We start from the raw sequence: 15,964 nt of genomic DNA on the forward strand, positions 1-15,964 counted from the left end.
GTCAGATTCCCCGGCGGCGCGCCGACAATTCCTGCAGCGCGGTGAATGCGCCGATGGCGAGCAGCAGGCCGCCGAGCGCGCCGAGCACGCCGAGCAGAATCGGATGCCGCATCGCACGCCCCCAGATCTGCGCGTACCAGGGCACGTAGCCAACCACATAGGTGTTGCCGGCGCGAATGCTTTCGATACGCCCGTCGCGCACGAGCGCAACATCGCCCTGGATCTGCGCGACGCGATCGGGTTTGTCGAACACGTCGAGCAGACTATCGAGGCGCGCGTCATCGGTGCCCGTCATCGCAACGACGCTGAGGCCCCGATTGCCCGGCTGCTCGAAGCCGACGAGCGCGGCGAGCGAACCGCTCTGGTCGAGCTTCGCACTGCCCTGCTGCACATACTTGCCGTTCGACCAATACTCCTTCACCGAAAACGATGCGGGGGCCAACGCGCCGCGGGCCTTCGTATCGATTTCGAGCGGAAGCGCAGCGCGCCATGCATCCGGCAATGCGCCCGAGCCGCTTGCGCCGATTACGAGCAAATCCTTCTTCAGTTGCGCCGCCTGCGCGGCCCGCGCGACCTGAACGCGTAGCGCGGGCAGTCCGGTCCACTGGCCCATGTGCCCGAGCATCGTCAGCATCGTCTCCAGATCCCGCGGGCTCGGCCGGTCCGGAACGATGACGGCCGTCTGCGAAAGATCGGCATAGCGTGTGAACGGAAAGCCGCTGTTGGCGAAGAACGCCAGATTCGGCATGCGCGCGTAATGGACGAAGTGCGAGAAGTCGATCGTCGAATCGGGATCGATGGCGGCGCGGGCCGGATTTTGCGCGACGCCCTGGCACAGCCCCGTTTTCTGCGAGCTCAGGTCGAAGCTCAGTTGCAGCTGGTTCGCGCTGCCCACGCGGAAGGCGGGAATGTCGAGCGAATTCGTCGATCGGCTTTCGAGGTTCGACATCAGCGGCAACTGCAGGCGCCCCTGTGCATCCTCGGCCTTCGCGGTCGGCAGCCGGAACGATTTCACGAGCTGATCGTTGATGGCCACGGCGAGCGCCGAATCGTTTTGAACGGTCGGCGCGGTGTAGCGGTATTTGAGGTCGAGCGGCACGCCTTGCCCGCTCCACGAGTACAGGTCGGCCGGCACCCGCAGGTTGACGCGAATGGAATCGGGCCGGCTGCCGCTCACCTGGAGCTGGTTCGGATCGTCCACGATCTCCTTGAACGAAACCGGGCGCCCGATCGGCAGCCAGCGTGGCGCGTCGTAAGGCTTGCGCGCCGGCCCGATGTCGACGTGGGCCACCCGCACCGAGCTGCCCGACATTGCCGCCTGACCGAGCACGAGCGCATCGGCGGCCTGGCGCACCTCAGCGTCGCTGCGCCCCGTCACCACGAGCAGCTTGCGCTCGGGTGCGGCGGGATTATCGGCGACGGTCAGCGTCGGCCCATCGACGGGCAGCAGTTTCAACTGCACCGGCAGTTGCGCGGCCGTACCCACGACCACGGCATTGCCGTCGGACGGCAGATCGGCGAGCGCGGGAAAGCGTGCGCCCCGATAATCGGCCAGCGAACCGAACCACGAGGCCACGATGCCGGCGCTTTCGAGCGTCGCGTTATCGGGCGATGGCGCGAGCACGAACGGCAGACGCAGGCGGCTCACGTCGCGCCGATCGAAAAACGGCGCGGGAACGAGCGCGAGATCGTTCGGCAGCCGGATCGGCATCGTATCGAGGATGACCTCGCTTTTCGGACTCACGTCGGCCCACAATGCCGAGTTTTCCGGATCCTCGCAGTGATCGATCGCGTAGTGGGCGATGAGCTGAACGCCAACCTGGTTGTAGTCGGTGAAAAAGCGCGGATCGAGCACGATGTCCTGCGTGATCATCTGCCCCGCATGCTCGCGATCGAACGGTACCGTCGCCACCGACTCGCCATTGATCGAGATCTTGAAATGGGAGAGCGGAAAGACGAGCGCCGGCGAGTAGCTGTAGCGCAGACGCAGCTTCGCCGCGGTCACGACCCGGTCGAGCCGCACACCCACGTTCACGGTGCGCGAATCCTCCAGACCTCGCAGGCGCAGCGGCCAGTACGCACCGAGCGCGGCAAAAGGAAGCGCAACGGTCGAAGCAGGCGGCGCCACCGCGGCAACGGGCGTGGCGGGCGGCGATGCGGCCTCGATCAAAGTGGAGTACATCGCGCCTGCAAGTGCGGCGAGCGAGAGAACGAACGATACGACAGGTTTCATTGATGACCCGGTTAAACGCCGATCGCCGGGGCCGATGGATCAAACCGGTAGGGCGACAATCCTTGCGCACGGCATACAAGAACATGGGATGCGGCGGGAGCAGTGCAACCGTACGCGCACGCTGTTTCTGTATACGGCAAAGCCATCGAAAACTTGATGACGCCCGGCTGCACGGCGCCGCAAAAAATGGGCCCGAGTGTGCCGGGCTGACGAATTCGATGCGCAACAGAAAAGAGGAACGGCGCGCAAAACGCGCGAAAGCGTAGCAGATTTTTGTGACACACTTCGCGGATTTCCGAGTCAATTCATCTGCCTCTCGCCCATGACCGATTCCATCCATCCGCGTGATTGCCCTACGCCTGCGAAGCGCAAAGGTTTGCGTCGTGCCTGGTTCGCGCTGCGCTACTCGTTGAACGGAATCAGGGCCACGCTGCGCACGGAAAGCGCCTTTCGCCAGGAAACGGCGGCGGCCTGCGTGCTGATTCCGGCGGCACTGCTGCTGCCGCTGCCGGCGCTCGAGCGTGTCGTACTCGTGCTGTCGGTGTTGCTGGTTCTGATCGTCGAACTGCTGAATTCGGCGATAGAAGCCGTGGTAGACCGCATCTCGCTCGATCGCCACGAGTTGTCGCGCCGCGCAAAGGATTGCGGCAGCGCCGCGGTGCTCGTTGCGCTGATCGCCTGCGCAACCGCGTGGGCGATGCTCTGCGCACCGCTTCTGATGCGCTGGCTCCACGCCCTCACCGCCGCGGCCTGAGCGCGCTTCAAAACCCGCCAAACAGCAACGCAAACATCAGATCAAATACCGCGTCGCCCTCGCTTTAAACACACTGCGGCGAACATGCGTTCCGACCCCGGAGGGGCCTCTGCGCGCCCAAGGGGCGTATAAATCGGGCTAGCTCGCGGTAAATCTTGCCTGTTACAAGTCCGTTACAAACACGGGAAAAAGTTGCCGAAAACCCTAATGTGTTTTTTTCCTACATTTTTTGGGAAGGGATTGCTTTCTGGGTTTTCGGTTCGTACAATGGCCTCCAACGGTTGTTACAAGATGTAACGTCTTGTATCAAACCAAAATAGAGAGTCAAGCAAACGTTTGGCATCTCCAAACTAGAAAAGATTACACGGTACAAATTACCGGGATCAATCAACGGGGCTTTGGAAGCGTGAGAAATGGACCGCAGCAGCGAGACGCTGGACTCTATCCGCGAAATTAATTTGTCGTACATCATGCTTGCGCAGCGCATGCTGCGCGAGGACAAGGCGATCGGCATGTTCCGTCTGGGACTGTCGTCGCAGCTGGCCGATTTGCTTGCCGGGTTGTCGCTCGCGCAGTGCGTGAAGCTGGCGTCGTCCGACCACCTGCTCTGCCACTTCCGCTTCAACGATCATTCGATGCTCACGGCGCTCACGCAGACCGCCAAGAACACCGATGTCGCCGCTACGCACGCCGCGATCCTGCTCGCGGGCCAGCCCGCCGAACAGTTCGCGTAAGAGGTACCGTCATGGCCCAGAAGAAAAGCCTCACCGAAGACGCGCAGGAAGTCTTCCGTGCGATCGCGCTGATCGAACTCGGTGCCCGCATGCAGGTGCTCGAGAGCGAACTGTCGCTCTCGCGCGACCGCATGATTCGCCTCTATCGCGAGATCAAGGGCGCGTCGCCGCCCAAGGGTATGTTGCCGTTCTCGGCCGACTGGTACATGACGTGGCTCGCGAACATCCACGCTTCGCTCTTCTACAACACCTATGTGTTTCTGCGTAACGAGGCCGGTTGCTCGCACCTCGATGCGCTGACCAAGGGCTATCGGCTTTATCTCGAGCACTGCAGGCATGGCGAATGCGAGCCGGTTCTGGACCTCACGCGCGCCTGGACCCTCGTGCGGTTTTTCGACGCGGACATGCTTCAATTGACGCCTTGCTGCCGTTGCAGCGGCAAGTTCATCGCGCACAAGCACGAACTGCAGCACAACGTCGTTTGCGGCGCCTGCCAACCGCCCTCGCGCGCCGGCAAGACGAAAAAGGCCGCCGCCAACAAGGAAGCGGCGGAATCGCTCGACGCCGCGCGCGCCGCCTGACGTCACCCACGCCTCATCTCCGCGATAAGCCCCGCAGGCTTGTCGCACCCGGTTCACGCTCCACTATTCGGCCCGCCCCTGCGGGCCGTTTTCTTATTCCCTCCTGATTTACCCCTAGAAGCGCGCCCGCGCTTGCGCGACGCAGCATCGACCTGCGCATCCATTCCATAAGGTGTGTAGCCGGCTCGCTCGCCTCGCCGTGCCGCAACGCACAATTTGTCGTTTCTTGACGACTCGCCGTGGTCCTGATGTACTAAATCTCACGGATTGATTTAGTCCGACACCCACAAGAATCGTTGCAATCCATCGGAGGAGGAGCATTCGATGAAGAATCGTCTCTATGCCACGGCCGCACGCATGGCCGTGCTGTGCGTAGCTGCGTCGGCGGCCTTCGGCGCGACCGTTGCGAGCGCCGCGGAGAGCATCGTGGTCGGTCTGATCACCAAGACCGACACGAATCCGTTTTTCGTAAAGATGAAACAGGGCGCGCAGGAGGCGGCGAAGAAGGACGGCGCCGAGCTGCGCACGGCTGCCGGCAAGTACGACGGCGACAACGGCTCGCAGGTGACCGCGATCGAAAACATGACGGCTGCCGGCGCGAAGGCCATCCTGATCACGCCCAGCGACACCAAGGCAATCGTGCCGGCGATCAAGAAAGCGCGCGCAGCAGGTGTGATGGTCGTGGCGCTCGATACGCCCACCGATCCGCAAGACGCCACCGACGCGCTGTTCGCCACCGACAACTTCAAGGCCGGCGTGCTGATCGGCGAGTACGCGAAAGCAGCGCTCGGCGGCAAGCCCGCAAAAATCGCCACCCTCGATCTCGCGCCGGGCATCTCCGTGGGCGTGCTGCGCCACAACGGTTTCCTCAAAGGCTTCGGCGTGAAGGAAGGCGACCCGAGCATCGTTTGCAGCCAGGACACGCGCGGCGATCGCGCGAAGGGTCAGGCCGCGATGGAAAACTGCCTGCAAAAAGCGCCGGATATCAACGTCGTCTACACGATCAACGAGCCGGCGGCAGCCGGTACCTACCGCGCACTGAAGGCGGCCGGCAAGGAAAAGAACGTGCTGATCGTATCCGTCGACGGCGGATGCGAAGGCGTGCGCAACGTCCAGGGCGGGCAGATCGCCGCCACGGCTCAGCAGTACCCGCTGAAGATGGCCGCGCTCGGCGTCGAGGCCGGTGTCGAGTACGCAAAGACCGGCAAGAAGACGTCGGGCTACAAGGACACGGGCGTCACGCTGATCACCGACAAGCCGCTGCAAGGCGTCGAGAGCAAGGACACCAAGTTCGGCCTGGCCAACTGCTGGGGCAACTGACGTCTGGATTGACCCGGGTGCTGGCGCGAGGAGCGCCCGCGCCCGCCCGTTCCACCCGCACTGACGAGAAGAGGCATCATGACGACTCGATCCGCTCCGCCGGTTGCACCGGCTCCCGCTTCCCGACTGCATCAGCACCGCATGCCGAGCATCGCCGAAGCCGGCCCCTTGATCGCGCTCGTTGCCGCGTGCGCATTCTTCATTTCGCAAAGCGACCGGTTCTTTTCGTTTCAGAACTTCTCGCTGATCCTGCAGCAGACGATGGTCGTCGCCGTCATCGCAATCGGGCAGACGCTTGTCGTACTCACGGCCGGCATCGATCTGTCGTGCGGCATGGTGATGGCGTTCGGCTCGATCGTCATGACGAAATTCGCCGTCGGCCTCGGCGTACCGCCCATTCTCGCGATTCTCTGCGGCCTCGGCGCGAGTATGCTGTTCGGGGTGCTGAACGGTTTGCTCGTCACGCGCATCAAGCTGCCCTCATTCATCGTCACGCTCGGCACGCTCAATATCGCGTTCGCGCTGACGCAGATCTACTCGAATGCGGAAACGGTATCGAGCCTGCCGGACGCCATGATGTTCCTCGGCAATACGTTTTCGATCGGGCCCGCCGAAGTCACGTACGGCACCGTGCTCGCGCTCTTGATGTATCTCGTCACCTGGTTCGTGCTGCGCAACACCGTGCCGGGCCGCCACCTTTATGCGCTCGGCAACAACCCCGAGGCGGCGCGGCTCATGGGGCTCTCGTCGCAACGTATTCTGATCACCGTGTACTCGCTGGCTGGCTTCATCTACGGCATTGCCGCGCTGCTGCTCGTCTCGCGCACCGGCGTGGGCGACCCGCAAGCAGGGCAAACCGAGAATCTCGACAGCATCACGGCCGTCGTGCTCGGCGGCACAAGCCTCTTCGGCGGCCGCGGCTCGATCGTCGGGACGCTGCTCGGCGCGCTGATCGTCGGCGTGTTCCGCAACGGACTCACGTTGATCGGTGTGTCTTCGGTGTACCAGGTGCTCATCACGGGCATTCTCGTCATTCTGGCCGTTGCGGCCGACAAGCTCTCGCATCGCCGCACGTAACGCCCCATTCATTCAGGAAGGAGCCGCCATGTCGCCCCCCTCTTCCCGCGCTGCAACGCCGGTACTGCAAGCCCGCGGTCTCGTGAAGCGCTACGGACAAGTGACCGCGCTCGACGGATGCGATTTCGAAGTCATGCCAGGCGAAATACTCGCCGTGATCGGCGACAACGGCGCCGGTAAGTCGTCGCTGATCAAGGCCCTGTCGGGTGCGCTCGTGCCCGACGAAGGCGAGATCCTGCTCGACGGCGAGCCCGTGCACTTTCGCAGCCCGCTCGATGCACGAGAAAAAGGTATCGAAACCGTTTATCAGGAACTGGCCGTTGCCCCGGCCATGACGATCGCGGAGAACCTGTTTCTCGGGCGCGAACGCCGCCTGGCCGGCTGGCGCGGCTCGGTCCTCAAGATGATCGACCGGCGCCGCATGCTCGAGGAAGCCACCGCCCACATGAAGGATCTGCAAATCGGCATTCGCTCGATGCGGCAGGCCGTCGAAACGCTTTCCGGCGGTCAACGCCAGGGCGTGGCCGTTGCACGCAGCGCCGCCTTCGCGCGCCACGTCGTGATTCTCGACGAGCCCACGGCCGCGCTCGGCGTGAAGGAAGGCAACATGGTGCTCGAGCTCATCAAGCGTGTGCGCGACCGGGGCCTGCCCGTCATTCTGATCAGCCACAACATGCCGCACGTATTCGAGATCGCCGATCGCATTCATATCCAGCGTCTCGGGCGGCGCGCGGCGCTCGTGAAGACGAAAGACATCCACATGTCCGAAGCCGTCGCGATCATGACGGGAGCGAAGGAAGCAGACGTGAAGGCTTACGCATGAGCCGCACCGCGCAGGCCCGCCATCGGTGGCGCCTGCGGCGCCCCCCGCGCTCGCGGCGCTTATCGACATGAATGCGAACCCGCATCCCGCCGCGACACGCCCCGTCGGCTCGAACCAGGTTGGCATGCGCCAATTCAACGAGCGGATCGTGCTTCAGGCGATCCGCTTGCACGGCCCGCTTCCGAAAGCCGAAGTCGCGCGGCTGACGCGGCTAAGCATGCAAACGGCGTCGATGATCGTCGACCGGCTCATCGACGACGGCCTGCTTATGAAACTCGCGCGTGTGCGCGGGCGGATCGGGCAGCCATCGGTGCCGATCGCGCTACGGCCCGAAGGCGCCTATACCATCGGCGTGAAAGTCGGGCGCCGCAGCCTCGACGTGCTCCTCATGGACTTCGCGGGTGCCGTGCGCAGCCGTGACGTGCTCGACTACGCCTATCCGGACCCAGGCGTACTTTTTCCCGCGCTCGAGCAAAAGCTCGCGCGCGTGACCGCCACGCTCGGCGATCAAGCATCGAAGATCGTCGGTGTGGGCGTGGCCGCGCCGCTCTGGCTCGGCGGATGGCGCGATTTTCTCGGAGCCCCGCCCACGGCACTCGAAGGCTGGAACGCCATCGACATCCGCGCGCGGATCGCGCAGATGTCGGGCCTGCCCGTCGAATTCGCGAAGGACACGACAGCGGCCTGCGCCGCCGAACTGGTCATGGGGCAAGGACGCGGCATCCACACGTTCCTTTATCTGTTCCTCGGCACGTTCATCGGCGGCGGACTCGTTATCGACGGCCGCTTGCATGGCGGGCCACACGGCAATGCCGGCGCGGTCGGCTCGATTCCGCTGCCGGCAAGCGGCGGGCATGCGCCGCGACAACTGCTGCATGCGGCATCCGGCTTCGTGCTCGAGCAGCGCATGGGTGCCGCGGGTGTGCCAGCCAACGCCGCGCACGATCATCGTGCGTTCGCCCCCGAACTCTGGCCCATCACGCGGCAGTGGCTCGACGAAGCATGCCCCGCCATCGCGAGCACCATCGCCACCTCGACCGCCTTGATCGATCTCGAAGCCGTCGTCATCGACGGCGAACTCGATCGGCAGCTCGTGCGCGAGATCATTCGCCGCACGCAACGCGAGCTGGACGGCGTCGAATGGGAAGGCATGGTGCGGCCTCAACTGCTCGAAGGCACGATCGGTTCGGATGCTCGCGCGATGGGCGGCGCTATCTTGCCGCTATACGCGCATTTCGCGCCGAAGCACGAGCTGTTCTTGAAAGAGGACCGCTGAGCGGCAGGCTCAGGACCACGAATCCTGGTTTTTCGGCAGCATACCGGCGGGATCGATCACTTCGACCAGATCGTGCGCATCGAGCTGATCGAGGTAGAGCACGAGATTCGTACCCGAAGCCGGCAGCGTCGAGCGGAACAGCAGGCCCTTGGCGCCAGCGGCCATGACCTCGTCCCCCAGCACCCAGCTCGGCGGCTCGATGCGCTCATCGAACCAGCAGGCGCGCCAATCGCAGAAAAACGACTCCCAGAGCGGCGGCCAGACCTCCTGGCGATAGCCGCCGGTGAAATCGACGACAGGCGCCACCGTCAGGCGATAGCTGACGAGCGTGCCGGGCGGCAGGAGCGTCGATACCTGCTTGTACTCGCTGATAGCCGTTTGCGGGTCGAGCGAAAGATAGAGCGCATTGATGCCGATGCGGTTCGCGCGGCCGCCATGCAGCGCCGCGCCCGTGCCGCTGATCGGCGCGACGGCCCATTTCGGCACGTGCATGCGGTAGACGACGACTTGATTGAGGGCGGTAACGATCATCCGGCGGCGCCCGCCTCGAGCGACGCGATATACCGGAGCAGATCTTCCGTGCGCCCCTCGGAAACCAGTTGCTCGGCCGTCTTGTAAGCGAACACCGCCAGCGGCTCGTTCCGATACCAGAAAAGCGCGTGGTTGACGTCACCGGAAACATCCGTTGCGGCGCAGATCACGCGCAGCGCCTCGCGCAAAAAGCGCTGCACGCTCTCCGACGCCGGCATGCGGCTCAACGTGTTGCGATGGACATGGGCCTGCTTCGCGAGCGTCTGCAAATCGATGTGCAACGCCTCCGAAAAGCGCCGCGCCGAAACGATCGGCCCGGGAAACTCCGGATCCTTCAAGGAGTTCATGAACTGCTCGAAGCTCACGCTTGGAGCCAGTTCGTCCACCGCTGCAGCCGGCCTCATCTTCCTTCCTCGCCTATGTCACGCACAATTTATGCACATTTATAGCACAGAAAACGCTGCCCCGCTACTACTGCGGCCCGACGCGAGCCCGCTCGCGCCCGGCCCGCAATGAAAACGCCGCCCGGCCCATGCAGGCGCGGACGGCGTGAAGAGCCGGCGGCAACGACCAGCGGTAATTACTGCTTCGCGACTTGCTGTTGCGGTGACGAACGCTCGCCGACGGTTGCGCCCGCCGGGGCCTCGCCCCATCCCCCACCGAGCGCGCGGATCAGATTGACCGTGGCAACCGCCTGCGCGCCGGCGAGCTGGCTCGCCTGCCGCTCCGCCGACAAGACCGAGCGCTGGCTGTCGAGCACGTCGAGATAGCTGACCTGTCCCTCGCGGTACTGCGTCTGCGAGAGATGCTCGGAACGCTGGGCCGAGCCGACGGCGTCGCCCTGCGCGCGGATCTGATCGTCGAGCAGTCGCAGATCGGCCAGGTTGTCCTCCACTTCGCGGAAGGCCTTGAGCACCTGCGAGCGATAGAGCGCGACGTCCTCGTCATACTGGGCACGCGCCTGCGCGAGCTGCGCCTTGCGACGGCCGCCGTCGAAGAGCGGCAACGTCAGCGCCGTGCCGGCAAACGGTCCGAGCAGGAAGGTTCGGCTCGACCACAAGAACAACTCGCCAAGCCCGGCCGACTCGTAGCCGAACGAGCCCGTGATGTCGAGCTTCGGGAAGAATGCCGACTTCGCAAGGCCCACGCGTGCGTTGGCAGCCATCATCGCGCGCTCGGCCGCGGCGATGTCGGGCCGCCGCTCGAGCAGGGCCGACGGCAGGCCGGGCGGCACGCGTGCGGCCACCGGCACGAGCGGCTGCTCGGCAAACGCGAATTCGGCCGGCGCCTTGCCGAGCAAGATCGCGAGGCTGTGCTCGGCCGCCGCGCGCTGACGCTCGACGCCGACGGCCTCGGCCTGCGTCGTCGCCAGTGCGTTCTTCGCCTGCGACAGATCGAGCTCGCTCACCTCGCCTTCGTCGAACCGACGCTGCACGAGTTTCACGCCCTCTTCGCGCAGCGCCACGGTGCGGCGGTACAGCGCGCGCTCGCTATCGAGCTCGCGCAGCGAGAAGTACGCGGCCGCGACGTCGGCCTGCAGCGCCAGCTGAACCGAGCGGAAAAGCGCTTCGCTCTGCTCCGAGTCGGCCCGCGCGGCCGACACGTTCGAACTCACGCGCCCGAACAGGTCCGCCTCGTACGAGGCGGTAGCCTGTGCACGCCACAACGTCATCGGCGGCACATAAGCGTCTTGCGGCAGCCCCTGAGAGGCCGGCGACAAGCGCTCGCGCGTCGGGCCGAACCCGGCATCGATCTGCGGGAACCACGCCGAACGCGCCGAGCCGAGCGCGGCACGCGCCTGCCGCACGCGCGCGGCGGCGGCCTGCAGATCCTGGTTCGCGGCGAGTGCCTGCTCCTCGAGCTTGTCGAGCGTCTCGTCGCCGAAGATCGACCACCACTGCCCGCGCGACATGGCATCCGAGGGCTGTGCCGCTTTCCATGTTCCGGCGGCCGCTTGCGCGTCCGCCTGCGGCGCTTCCTTGAAGGCGGCCGGCGCGCTTACGTCGGGCCGCTTGTAAGCCGGCTCGAGCGAGCAGGCCGCCACGAGCGCGATCAGAACGCTTCCTGCCAGCGCGCGCAGCGCCATGCCTGCCGCGCCGGATTGCTTGATTCGTTTCATCGTTTCTCCAGCACTCATGCGTCGGTGGACGACATCACCCGTACGTCCGCGTCGGCGTCGGCATCGTCTTTCGAGCCTTTGTTGTCTTTGTTGGCGACATGCACCTTGCCGCCGGCGAGCGTACGCAGCACGACATAGAACACCGGCGTCAGCAGCAGGCCGAACAGCGTCACGCCGAGCATCCCGAAGAACACGGCGACCCCCATCGCGTGACGCATCTCCGAGCCGGCGCCACTCGACAGCACGAGCGGCACCACACCCATGATGAACGCGATCGACGTCATCAGGATCGGGCGCAGCCGCATCCGGCTCGCCTCGATCGCGGCGGCCAGCGGCGTGCGGCCGTCATGCTCGAGTTCGCGGGCGAACTCCACGATGAGAATGGCGTTCTTCGAAGCCAGACCCACGAGCACCATCAGCCCGATCTGCGTGAAGATGTTGTTGTCGCCCCGCAGCAGCCAGACACCGGCCAGCGCGGAAAGCACGCTCATCGGAACGATCAGGATCACCGCGAGCGGCAGCGTCAGGCTCTCGTAGAGGGCCGCCAGCACGAGGAACACGAGCAATACGCTGATCGGGAAGACCCAGATCGCGGAATTGCCGGCCAGCACTTGCTGATAGGTCAGATCGGTCCACTCGAACTTCACGCCGCGCGGCAGCGTCTCCCGGGCAATCCTCTCGATCGCGGACTGAGCCTGTCCCGAAGAATAGCCGGGTGCTGGGCCACCGTTGACGTCGGCTGCGGTGAAGCCGTTGTAGCGCACCACCATTTCGGGGCCGAACGTCGGCTGCACCGTGACGAGCGACGACAGCGGCACCATCTCCCCGTTCGCCGTACGCGTCTTCAACTGCAGAATGTCGTCGGGCCGCGAGCGGAACGGCGCATCGGCCTGCACGCGCACCTGGTAGACGCGGCCGAACCGGTTGAAGTCGTTCACGTAGAGCGAGCCCAGATAAATCTGCATCGTGTCGAACACATCCGTCACGGGCACGCCCAGTTGCTTCGCCTTCACGCGGTCGAGATCCACGTTGAGCTGCGGCACGTTGATCTGGTAGCTCGTGAAGAGCGGGCCGAGCTCGGGTGCTGTCTGCGCGCGCTTGATGAATGCCTGCGTCGCGCGGTCGAGTTCCGTATAGCCAAGCGCGCCGCGGTCTTCGAGCTGGAGCTTGAAGCCGCCGAGCGTGCCGAGCCCGAGCACGGGCGGCGGCGGAAACACGGCCACGAATGCATCCTTGATACCGGCGAATTGCTGATTCAGCGCCCCCGCGATCGCACCGGCCGACAACGCGCGCGAACCGCGCTCCTTGAACGGCTTGAGCGTGACGAAGACGATGCCCGCGCTCGAGCTGTTCGTGAAGCCGTTCACCGACAGCCCCGGGAACGATACCGCGTGCTCGACGCCCGGCTGCTTCAGCGCCGCCTCGCCCATCTCGCGGATGACCTTCTCCGTGCGATCGAGCGTGGCGCCGTTCGGCAGTTGCGCGAACGCGATCAGGTACTCCTTGTCCTGCGCCGGCACGAAACCGCCCGGGACGACGCGCGCGACGAGCACGGTCAACCCGAGCAGCACCGCATAGACGACGAGCATCGACGACTTGTGCCCGAGCACGCCCCTCACGCCGCGCCCGTACGAATCGGAGCCGCGCTTGAAGACCTTGTTGAACCCGCGGAAGAACCCGCCGAACACGCGGTTCATCGCGCGCGTCAGCCAATCTTCCGGGGCGTCGTGTCCGCGCAGCAAAATCGCGCAAAGCGCCGGCGAGAGCGTAAGCGAGTTGAACGCCGAAATGACGGTCGAAATGGCGATCGTCATCGCGAACTGCTTGTAGAACTGGCCCGTCAGACCGCTCATGAATGCGAGCGGCACGAACACGGCAACGAGCGTAAGTGCGATCGCGATGATCGGCCCGCTCACCTCGCGCATCGCCCGCACGGTCGCCGCGCGTGCGCTGAGTCCTTCCGATATGTTGCGCTCGACGTTCTCGACCACCACGATCGCATCGTCGACGACGATACCGATTGCGAGCACCATGCCGAACAGCGATAGCGCGTTGATCGAAAAACCGAATGCGAGCAGCAGCGAGAACGTGCCGACGATCGAGACAGGCACCGCGATGAGCGGGATGATCGACGCGCGCCACGTTTGCAGGAACACGATCACGACCACGACGACGAGCGCGATTGCCTCGAGCAGCGTGTGGACGACGGCCTCGATGCTCGAACGCACGAACTGCGTCGGGTCATAGACGATGCTGTAATCGATGCCGGCCGGAAAGTCCTTCTTCAACTCGGCCATGTCCTTGCGGACCTGATCGGAAATCGCGAGCGAATTCGCGCCCGGCTGCTGGTTGATCGCCAGTGCGACGGCAGGCTTGTTGTCGAGCAGCGAGCGCAGCGCATATTCGGACGCCGAGAGCTCGACGCGCGCGATGTCGCGCAGGTACGTGACGGCACCGGTCGGCGAAGTCTTGACGACGATCGCCCCGAACTGCTCCTCCGTCTGCAGGCGTCCGCGCGCGTTCACCGACAACTGCAGCGGCACGCCTTCGGGCGCCGGCGAAGCGCCGATCACGCCCGCCGCCACCTGGACGTTCTGCTCGCGAATCGCGGCAACGACGTCGTTTGCCGACAAGCCGCGTTCGGCCACCTTTTGTGGATCGAGCCACACGCGCATGGCGTAGTCGCCCGCGCCCCAGAGCTGGACCTGACCCACGCCGGCAATCCGCTCGAGCCGATCCTTGACGTTGAGCACCGCATAGTTGCGCAGATACGTCATGTCGTAACGGTTGTCGGGCGAGATCAGGTGCACGACCATCGTCAGCGTCGGCGAGCTCTTGATCGTCGTCACGCCGAGGCGCTGCACGTCTTCCGGCAGGCGCGGCAACGCCTGGGACACGCGGTTTTGCACGAGCTGCTGCGCCTTGTCGGGATCGGTACCGAGGCGGAACGTGATCGTGAGCGTCATGTTGCCGTCGCTATTGGCCTGCGACTGCATGTACAGCATGTTTTCGACGCCGTTGATCTGCTCCTCGAGCGGCGAGGCCACCGTCTCGGCGATCACCTTCGGGTTCGCGCCCGGGTACTGCGCGTGCACGACGACCGACGGCGGCACGACCTCGGGATACTCGGAGATCGGCAGCTGGAAAAGCGCGATGACGCCCGCCAGCAGGATCAGAACCGATAGCACCCCTGCGAAAATCGGCCGATCGATAAAGAATTTTGAAATGTTCATATCGCGTTCTGTTTGATTGAGCGCTTCGTGCGCGTGCGGCCGATCACGAGCGTGCCGGGTCGCTTACGCCATTGGCGCGCGCGTCGGTCGAAGGCTTCGCCGCGTTCTCGTCGCTCTCGTCCATCGCCACCATGCGCGGGCGCACCGACTCGCCGGGCCGCACGCGCTGGATGCCGCGCACCACGATGCGATCGCCCGCGGCGAGCCCGCTCGCGATCACGCGCAGATTGCCGTGCTGCTCGCCGAGCGTGACCGGACGATAGGCAACACGCCCGTCGGCGCCCACGGCCAGCACGAACTTCTTGTCCTGATCCGTCCCGATCGCGGCTTCCTCGACGAGCAGCGCGCGATGGGGGGCACCGCCGCCCACCTTGATGCGCGCGTAGAGACCCGGCACGAGCGTACCGTCCGGATTGTCGAAGCGCGCACGCACGCGGATCGTGCTCGACGCCGTGTCGAGCCGGTTGTCGACCGATGCGACGGTGCCCGAGCGAGAATAGCCCGCCTCGTTCGCGAGACCGAGCTCGACCGGCACCTGCGTGCCGGTGCGCGCCCGGCTGATGTACTTGAGGTACGTTTGTTCGTCTACGTCGAACGATGCGTAGATCGGCGACACCGAAACGAGCGTCGTCAGCGCGGGAGCGGTCGAGCCGGCCGTCACGACGTTGCCGAGCGTCACCTCGGCGCGCGAGACGCGGCCGGACACCGGCGCCACGATCTTCGTGTAGCCGAGGTTGATGCGGGCGGCCTCGAGCGCCGCCTCGGCGGCCTTGACGTTGGCGGCCGATTCGACCGCAGCGTTCTTCTTCTCGTCGAAATCGCGCTTGGCGATAGCGTTGTCGGCGATGAGGCGCTGCGCGCGCTGCCAATCGGTCTGGGCGTAACCGTCGCGCGCCTTGGCCGCGGCGAGCTGCGCCTGGGCGCGATCGACTTCGGCCGCGTACGGGCGCGGATCGATCACGAACAGCACGTCGCCCTTTTTGACGAGCGAGCCGTCTTTGAAGTTGACCGAGACGATCGTGCCCGAGACGAGCGGGCGAACGTCCACGCGGTCGACAGCCTCGAGCCGGCCCGAATATTCCTGCCAATCCGTGACCGTTTTGTCGAGAACCGTCGCCACATCGACTTCAGGCGCCGCCGGCGCGGCCTGCGCCGGGGCATTCGCATTCACGCGCACCGCGGTGAGCGCGCCGGCACCGGCCAGCGCCACGAGGGCGACGGCCGCGTACGCGATGCGTGTACGGGAAAAACGCTGCTTGGACATAACGGAGCTCCGGGTGTGG

General features: G+C 65.0%; 13 protein-coding genes. 7 read left to right on the plus strand and 6 right to left on the minus strand.

The window, feature by feature from the left end:
* Nucleotide 1 precedes the first annotated feature (1 nt).
* A complete protein-coding gene (gene bcsB, locus U0034_RS22950) occupies nt 2-2,233 on the minus strand; it encodes a cellulose biosynthesis cyclic di-GMP-binding regulatory protein BcsB (protein WP_085229628.1) in 2,232 nt (743 codons plus the stop codon).
* Nucleotides 2,234-2,555: 322 nt separating this feature from the next.
* On the opposite strand from bcsB, the gene U0034_RS22955 reads away from it, so the two are divergent.
* From U0034_RS22955 to U0034_RS22985, 7 genes are all read left to right on the plus strand, one after another.
* Nucleotides 2,556-2,987 (plus strand): diacylglycerol kinase, encoded by a 432-nt coding sequence (locus U0034_RS22955; RefSeq protein ID WP_085229629.1) that lies wholly within the window; start codon nt 2,556-2,558, stop codon nt 2,985-2,987.
* 413 nt (nt 2,988-3,400) lie between these two features.
* Nucleotides 3,401-3,721: a flagellar transcriptional regulator FlhD gene (flhD, locus tag U0034_RS22960; RefSeq protein WP_085229630.1), complete on the plus strand. Its 321-nt coding sequence runs from the start codon at nt 3,401-3,403 to the stop codon at nt 3,719-3,721.
* An 11-nt stretch (nt 3,722-3,732) separates the two neighbouring features.
* Nucleotides 3,733-4,302 carry a flagellar transcriptional regulator FlhC gene (gene flhC / locus U0034_RS22965; protein WP_085229631.1) on the plus strand — a complete coding sequence of 190 codons (570 nt, stop codon included), beginning with the start codon at nt 3,733-3,735 and terminating at the stop codon, nt 4,300-4,302.
* A 324-nt stretch (nt 4,303-4,626) separates the two neighbouring features.
* Nucleotides 4,627-5,622 carry a sugar ABC transporter substrate-binding protein gene (locus tag U0034_RS22970; RefSeq protein WP_085229632.1) on the plus strand — a complete coding sequence of 332 codons (996 nt, stop codon included), beginning with the start codon at nt 4,627-4,629 and terminating at the stop codon, nt 5,620-5,622.
* A gap of 78 nt (nt 5,623-5,700) precedes the next feature.
* A complete protein-coding gene (locus tag U0034_RS22975) occupies nt 5,701-6,699 on the plus strand; it encodes an ABC transporter permease (protein ID WP_085229633.1) in 999 nt (332 codons plus the stop codon).
* 28 nt (nt 6,700-6,727) lie between these two features.
* The gene (locus U0034_RS22980) at nt 6,728-7,522 is read left to right on the plus strand and encodes an ATP-binding cassette domain-containing protein (RefSeq protein WP_085229634.1); all 795 of its coding nucleotides are present in this window, start codon (nt 6,728-6,730) and stop codon (nt 7,520-7,522) included.
* 67 nt (nt 7,523-7,589) lie between these two features.
* The gene (locus U0034_RS22985; protein ID WP_085229635.1) at nt 7,590-8,798 is read left to right on the plus strand and encodes an ROK family transcriptional regulator; all 1,209 of its coding nucleotides are present in this window, start codon (nt 7,590-7,592) and stop codon (nt 8,796-8,798) included.
* A gap of 9 nt (nt 8,799-8,807) precedes the next feature.
* On the opposite strand, the gene U0034_RS22990 is transcribed toward U0034_RS22985, so the two are convergent.
* From U0034_RS22990 to U0034_RS23010, 5 genes are all read right to left on the minus strand, one after another.
* Nucleotides 8,808-9,329, minus strand: a complete 522-nt coding sequence (locus tag U0034_RS22990; protein WP_085229636.1) for an RES family NAD+ phosphorylase — start codon at nt 9,327-9,329, stop codon at nt 8,808-8,810.
* Nucleotides 9,326-9,733, minus strand: coding sequence for a DUF2384 domain-containing protein (locus U0034_RS22995; RefSeq protein WP_085229637.1), 408 nt, complete (start codon nt 9,731-9,733; stop codon nt 9,326-9,328). The genes U0034_RS22990 and U0034_RS22995 overlap by 4 nt, the downstream gene beginning before the upstream one ends.
* A gap of 176 nt (nt 9,734-9,909) precedes the next feature.
* Complete coding sequence (locus U0034_RS23000; RefSeq protein ID WP_085229638.1) at nt 9,910-11,448, minus strand: efflux transporter outer membrane subunit; 1,539 nt, start codon at nt 11,446-11,448, stop codon at nt 9,910-9,912.
* Between the two features lie 14 nt (nt 11,449-11,462).
* On the minus strand, nt 11,463-14,681 hold the full coding sequence (locus U0034_RS23005) for an efflux RND transporter permease subunit (protein ID WP_085229639.1): 3,219 nt from the start codon (nt 14,679-14,681) through the stop codon (nt 11,463-11,465).
* Nucleotides 14,682-14,724: 43 nt separating this feature from the next.
* Entirely contained in the window at nt 14,725-15,945 is a 1,221-nt protein-coding gene (locus U0034_RS23010) for an efflux RND transporter periplasmic adaptor subunit (RefSeq protein ID WP_085229640.1), read from the minus strand.
* Between the last annotated feature and the right edge of the window lie 19 nt (nt 15,946-15,964).

The sequence above is a fragment of the Trinickia caryophylli genome, assembly GCF_034424545.1.
Taxonomy (GTDB): domain Bacteria; phylum Pseudomonadota; class Gammaproteobacteria; order Burkholderiales; family Burkholderiaceae; genus Trinickia; species Trinickia caryophylli.

Bases quoted from the DNA above. Each gene is read 5' to 3' on its own strand.
- U0034_RS22995 (WP_085229637.1), bottom strand. From the start codon at position 9,733: ATGAGGCCGGCTGCAGCGGTGGACGAACTGGCTCCAAGCGTGAGCTTC.
- U0034_RS22975 (WP_085229633.1), top strand. From the start codon at position 5,701: ATGACGACTCGATCCGCTCCGCCGGTTGCACCGGCTCCCGCTTCCCGA.
- U0034_RS22990 (WP_085229636.1), bottom strand. From the start codon at position 9,329: ATGATCGTTACCGCCCTCAATCAAGTCGTCGTCTACCGCATGCACGTG.
- flhC (WP_085229631.1), top strand. From the start codon at position 3,733: ATGGCCCAGAAGAAAAGCCTCACCGAAGACGCGCAGGAAGTCTTCCGT.
- flhD (WP_085229630.1), top strand. From the start codon at position 3,401: ATGGACCGCAGCAGCGAGACGCTGGACTCTATCCGCGAAATTAATTTG.
- U0034_RS23005 (WP_085229639.1), bottom strand. From the start codon at position 14,681: ATGAACATTTCAAAATTCTTTATCGATCGGCCGATTTTCGCAGGGGTG.
- U0034_RS23000 (WP_085229638.1), bottom strand. From the start codon at position 11,448: ATGAAACGAATCAAGCAATCCGGCGCGGCAGGCATGGCGCTGCGCGCG.
- U0034_RS22980 (WP_085229634.1), top strand. From the start codon at position 6,728: ATGTCGCCCCCCTCTTCCCGCGCTGCAACGCCGGTACTGCAAGCCCGC.
- U0034_RS23010 (WP_085229640.1), bottom strand. From the start codon at position 15,945: ATGTCCAAGCAGCGTTTTTCCCGTACACGCATCGCGTACGCGGCCGTC.
- U0034_RS22955 (WP_085229629.1), top strand. From the start codon at position 2,556: ATGACCGATTCCATCCATCCGCGTGATTGCCCTACGCCTGCGAAGCGC.
- U0034_RS22985 (WP_085229635.1), top strand. From the start codon at position 7,590: ATGAATGCGAACCCGCATCCCGCCGCGACACGCCCCGTCGGCTCGAAC.
- bcsB (WP_085229628.1), bottom strand. From the start codon at position 2,233: ATGAAACCTGTCGTATCGTTCGTTCTCTCGCTCGCCGCACTTGCAGGC.
- U0034_RS22970 (WP_085229632.1), top strand. From the start codon at position 4,627: ATGAAGAATCGTCTCTATGCCACGGCCGCACGCATGGCCGTGCTGTGC.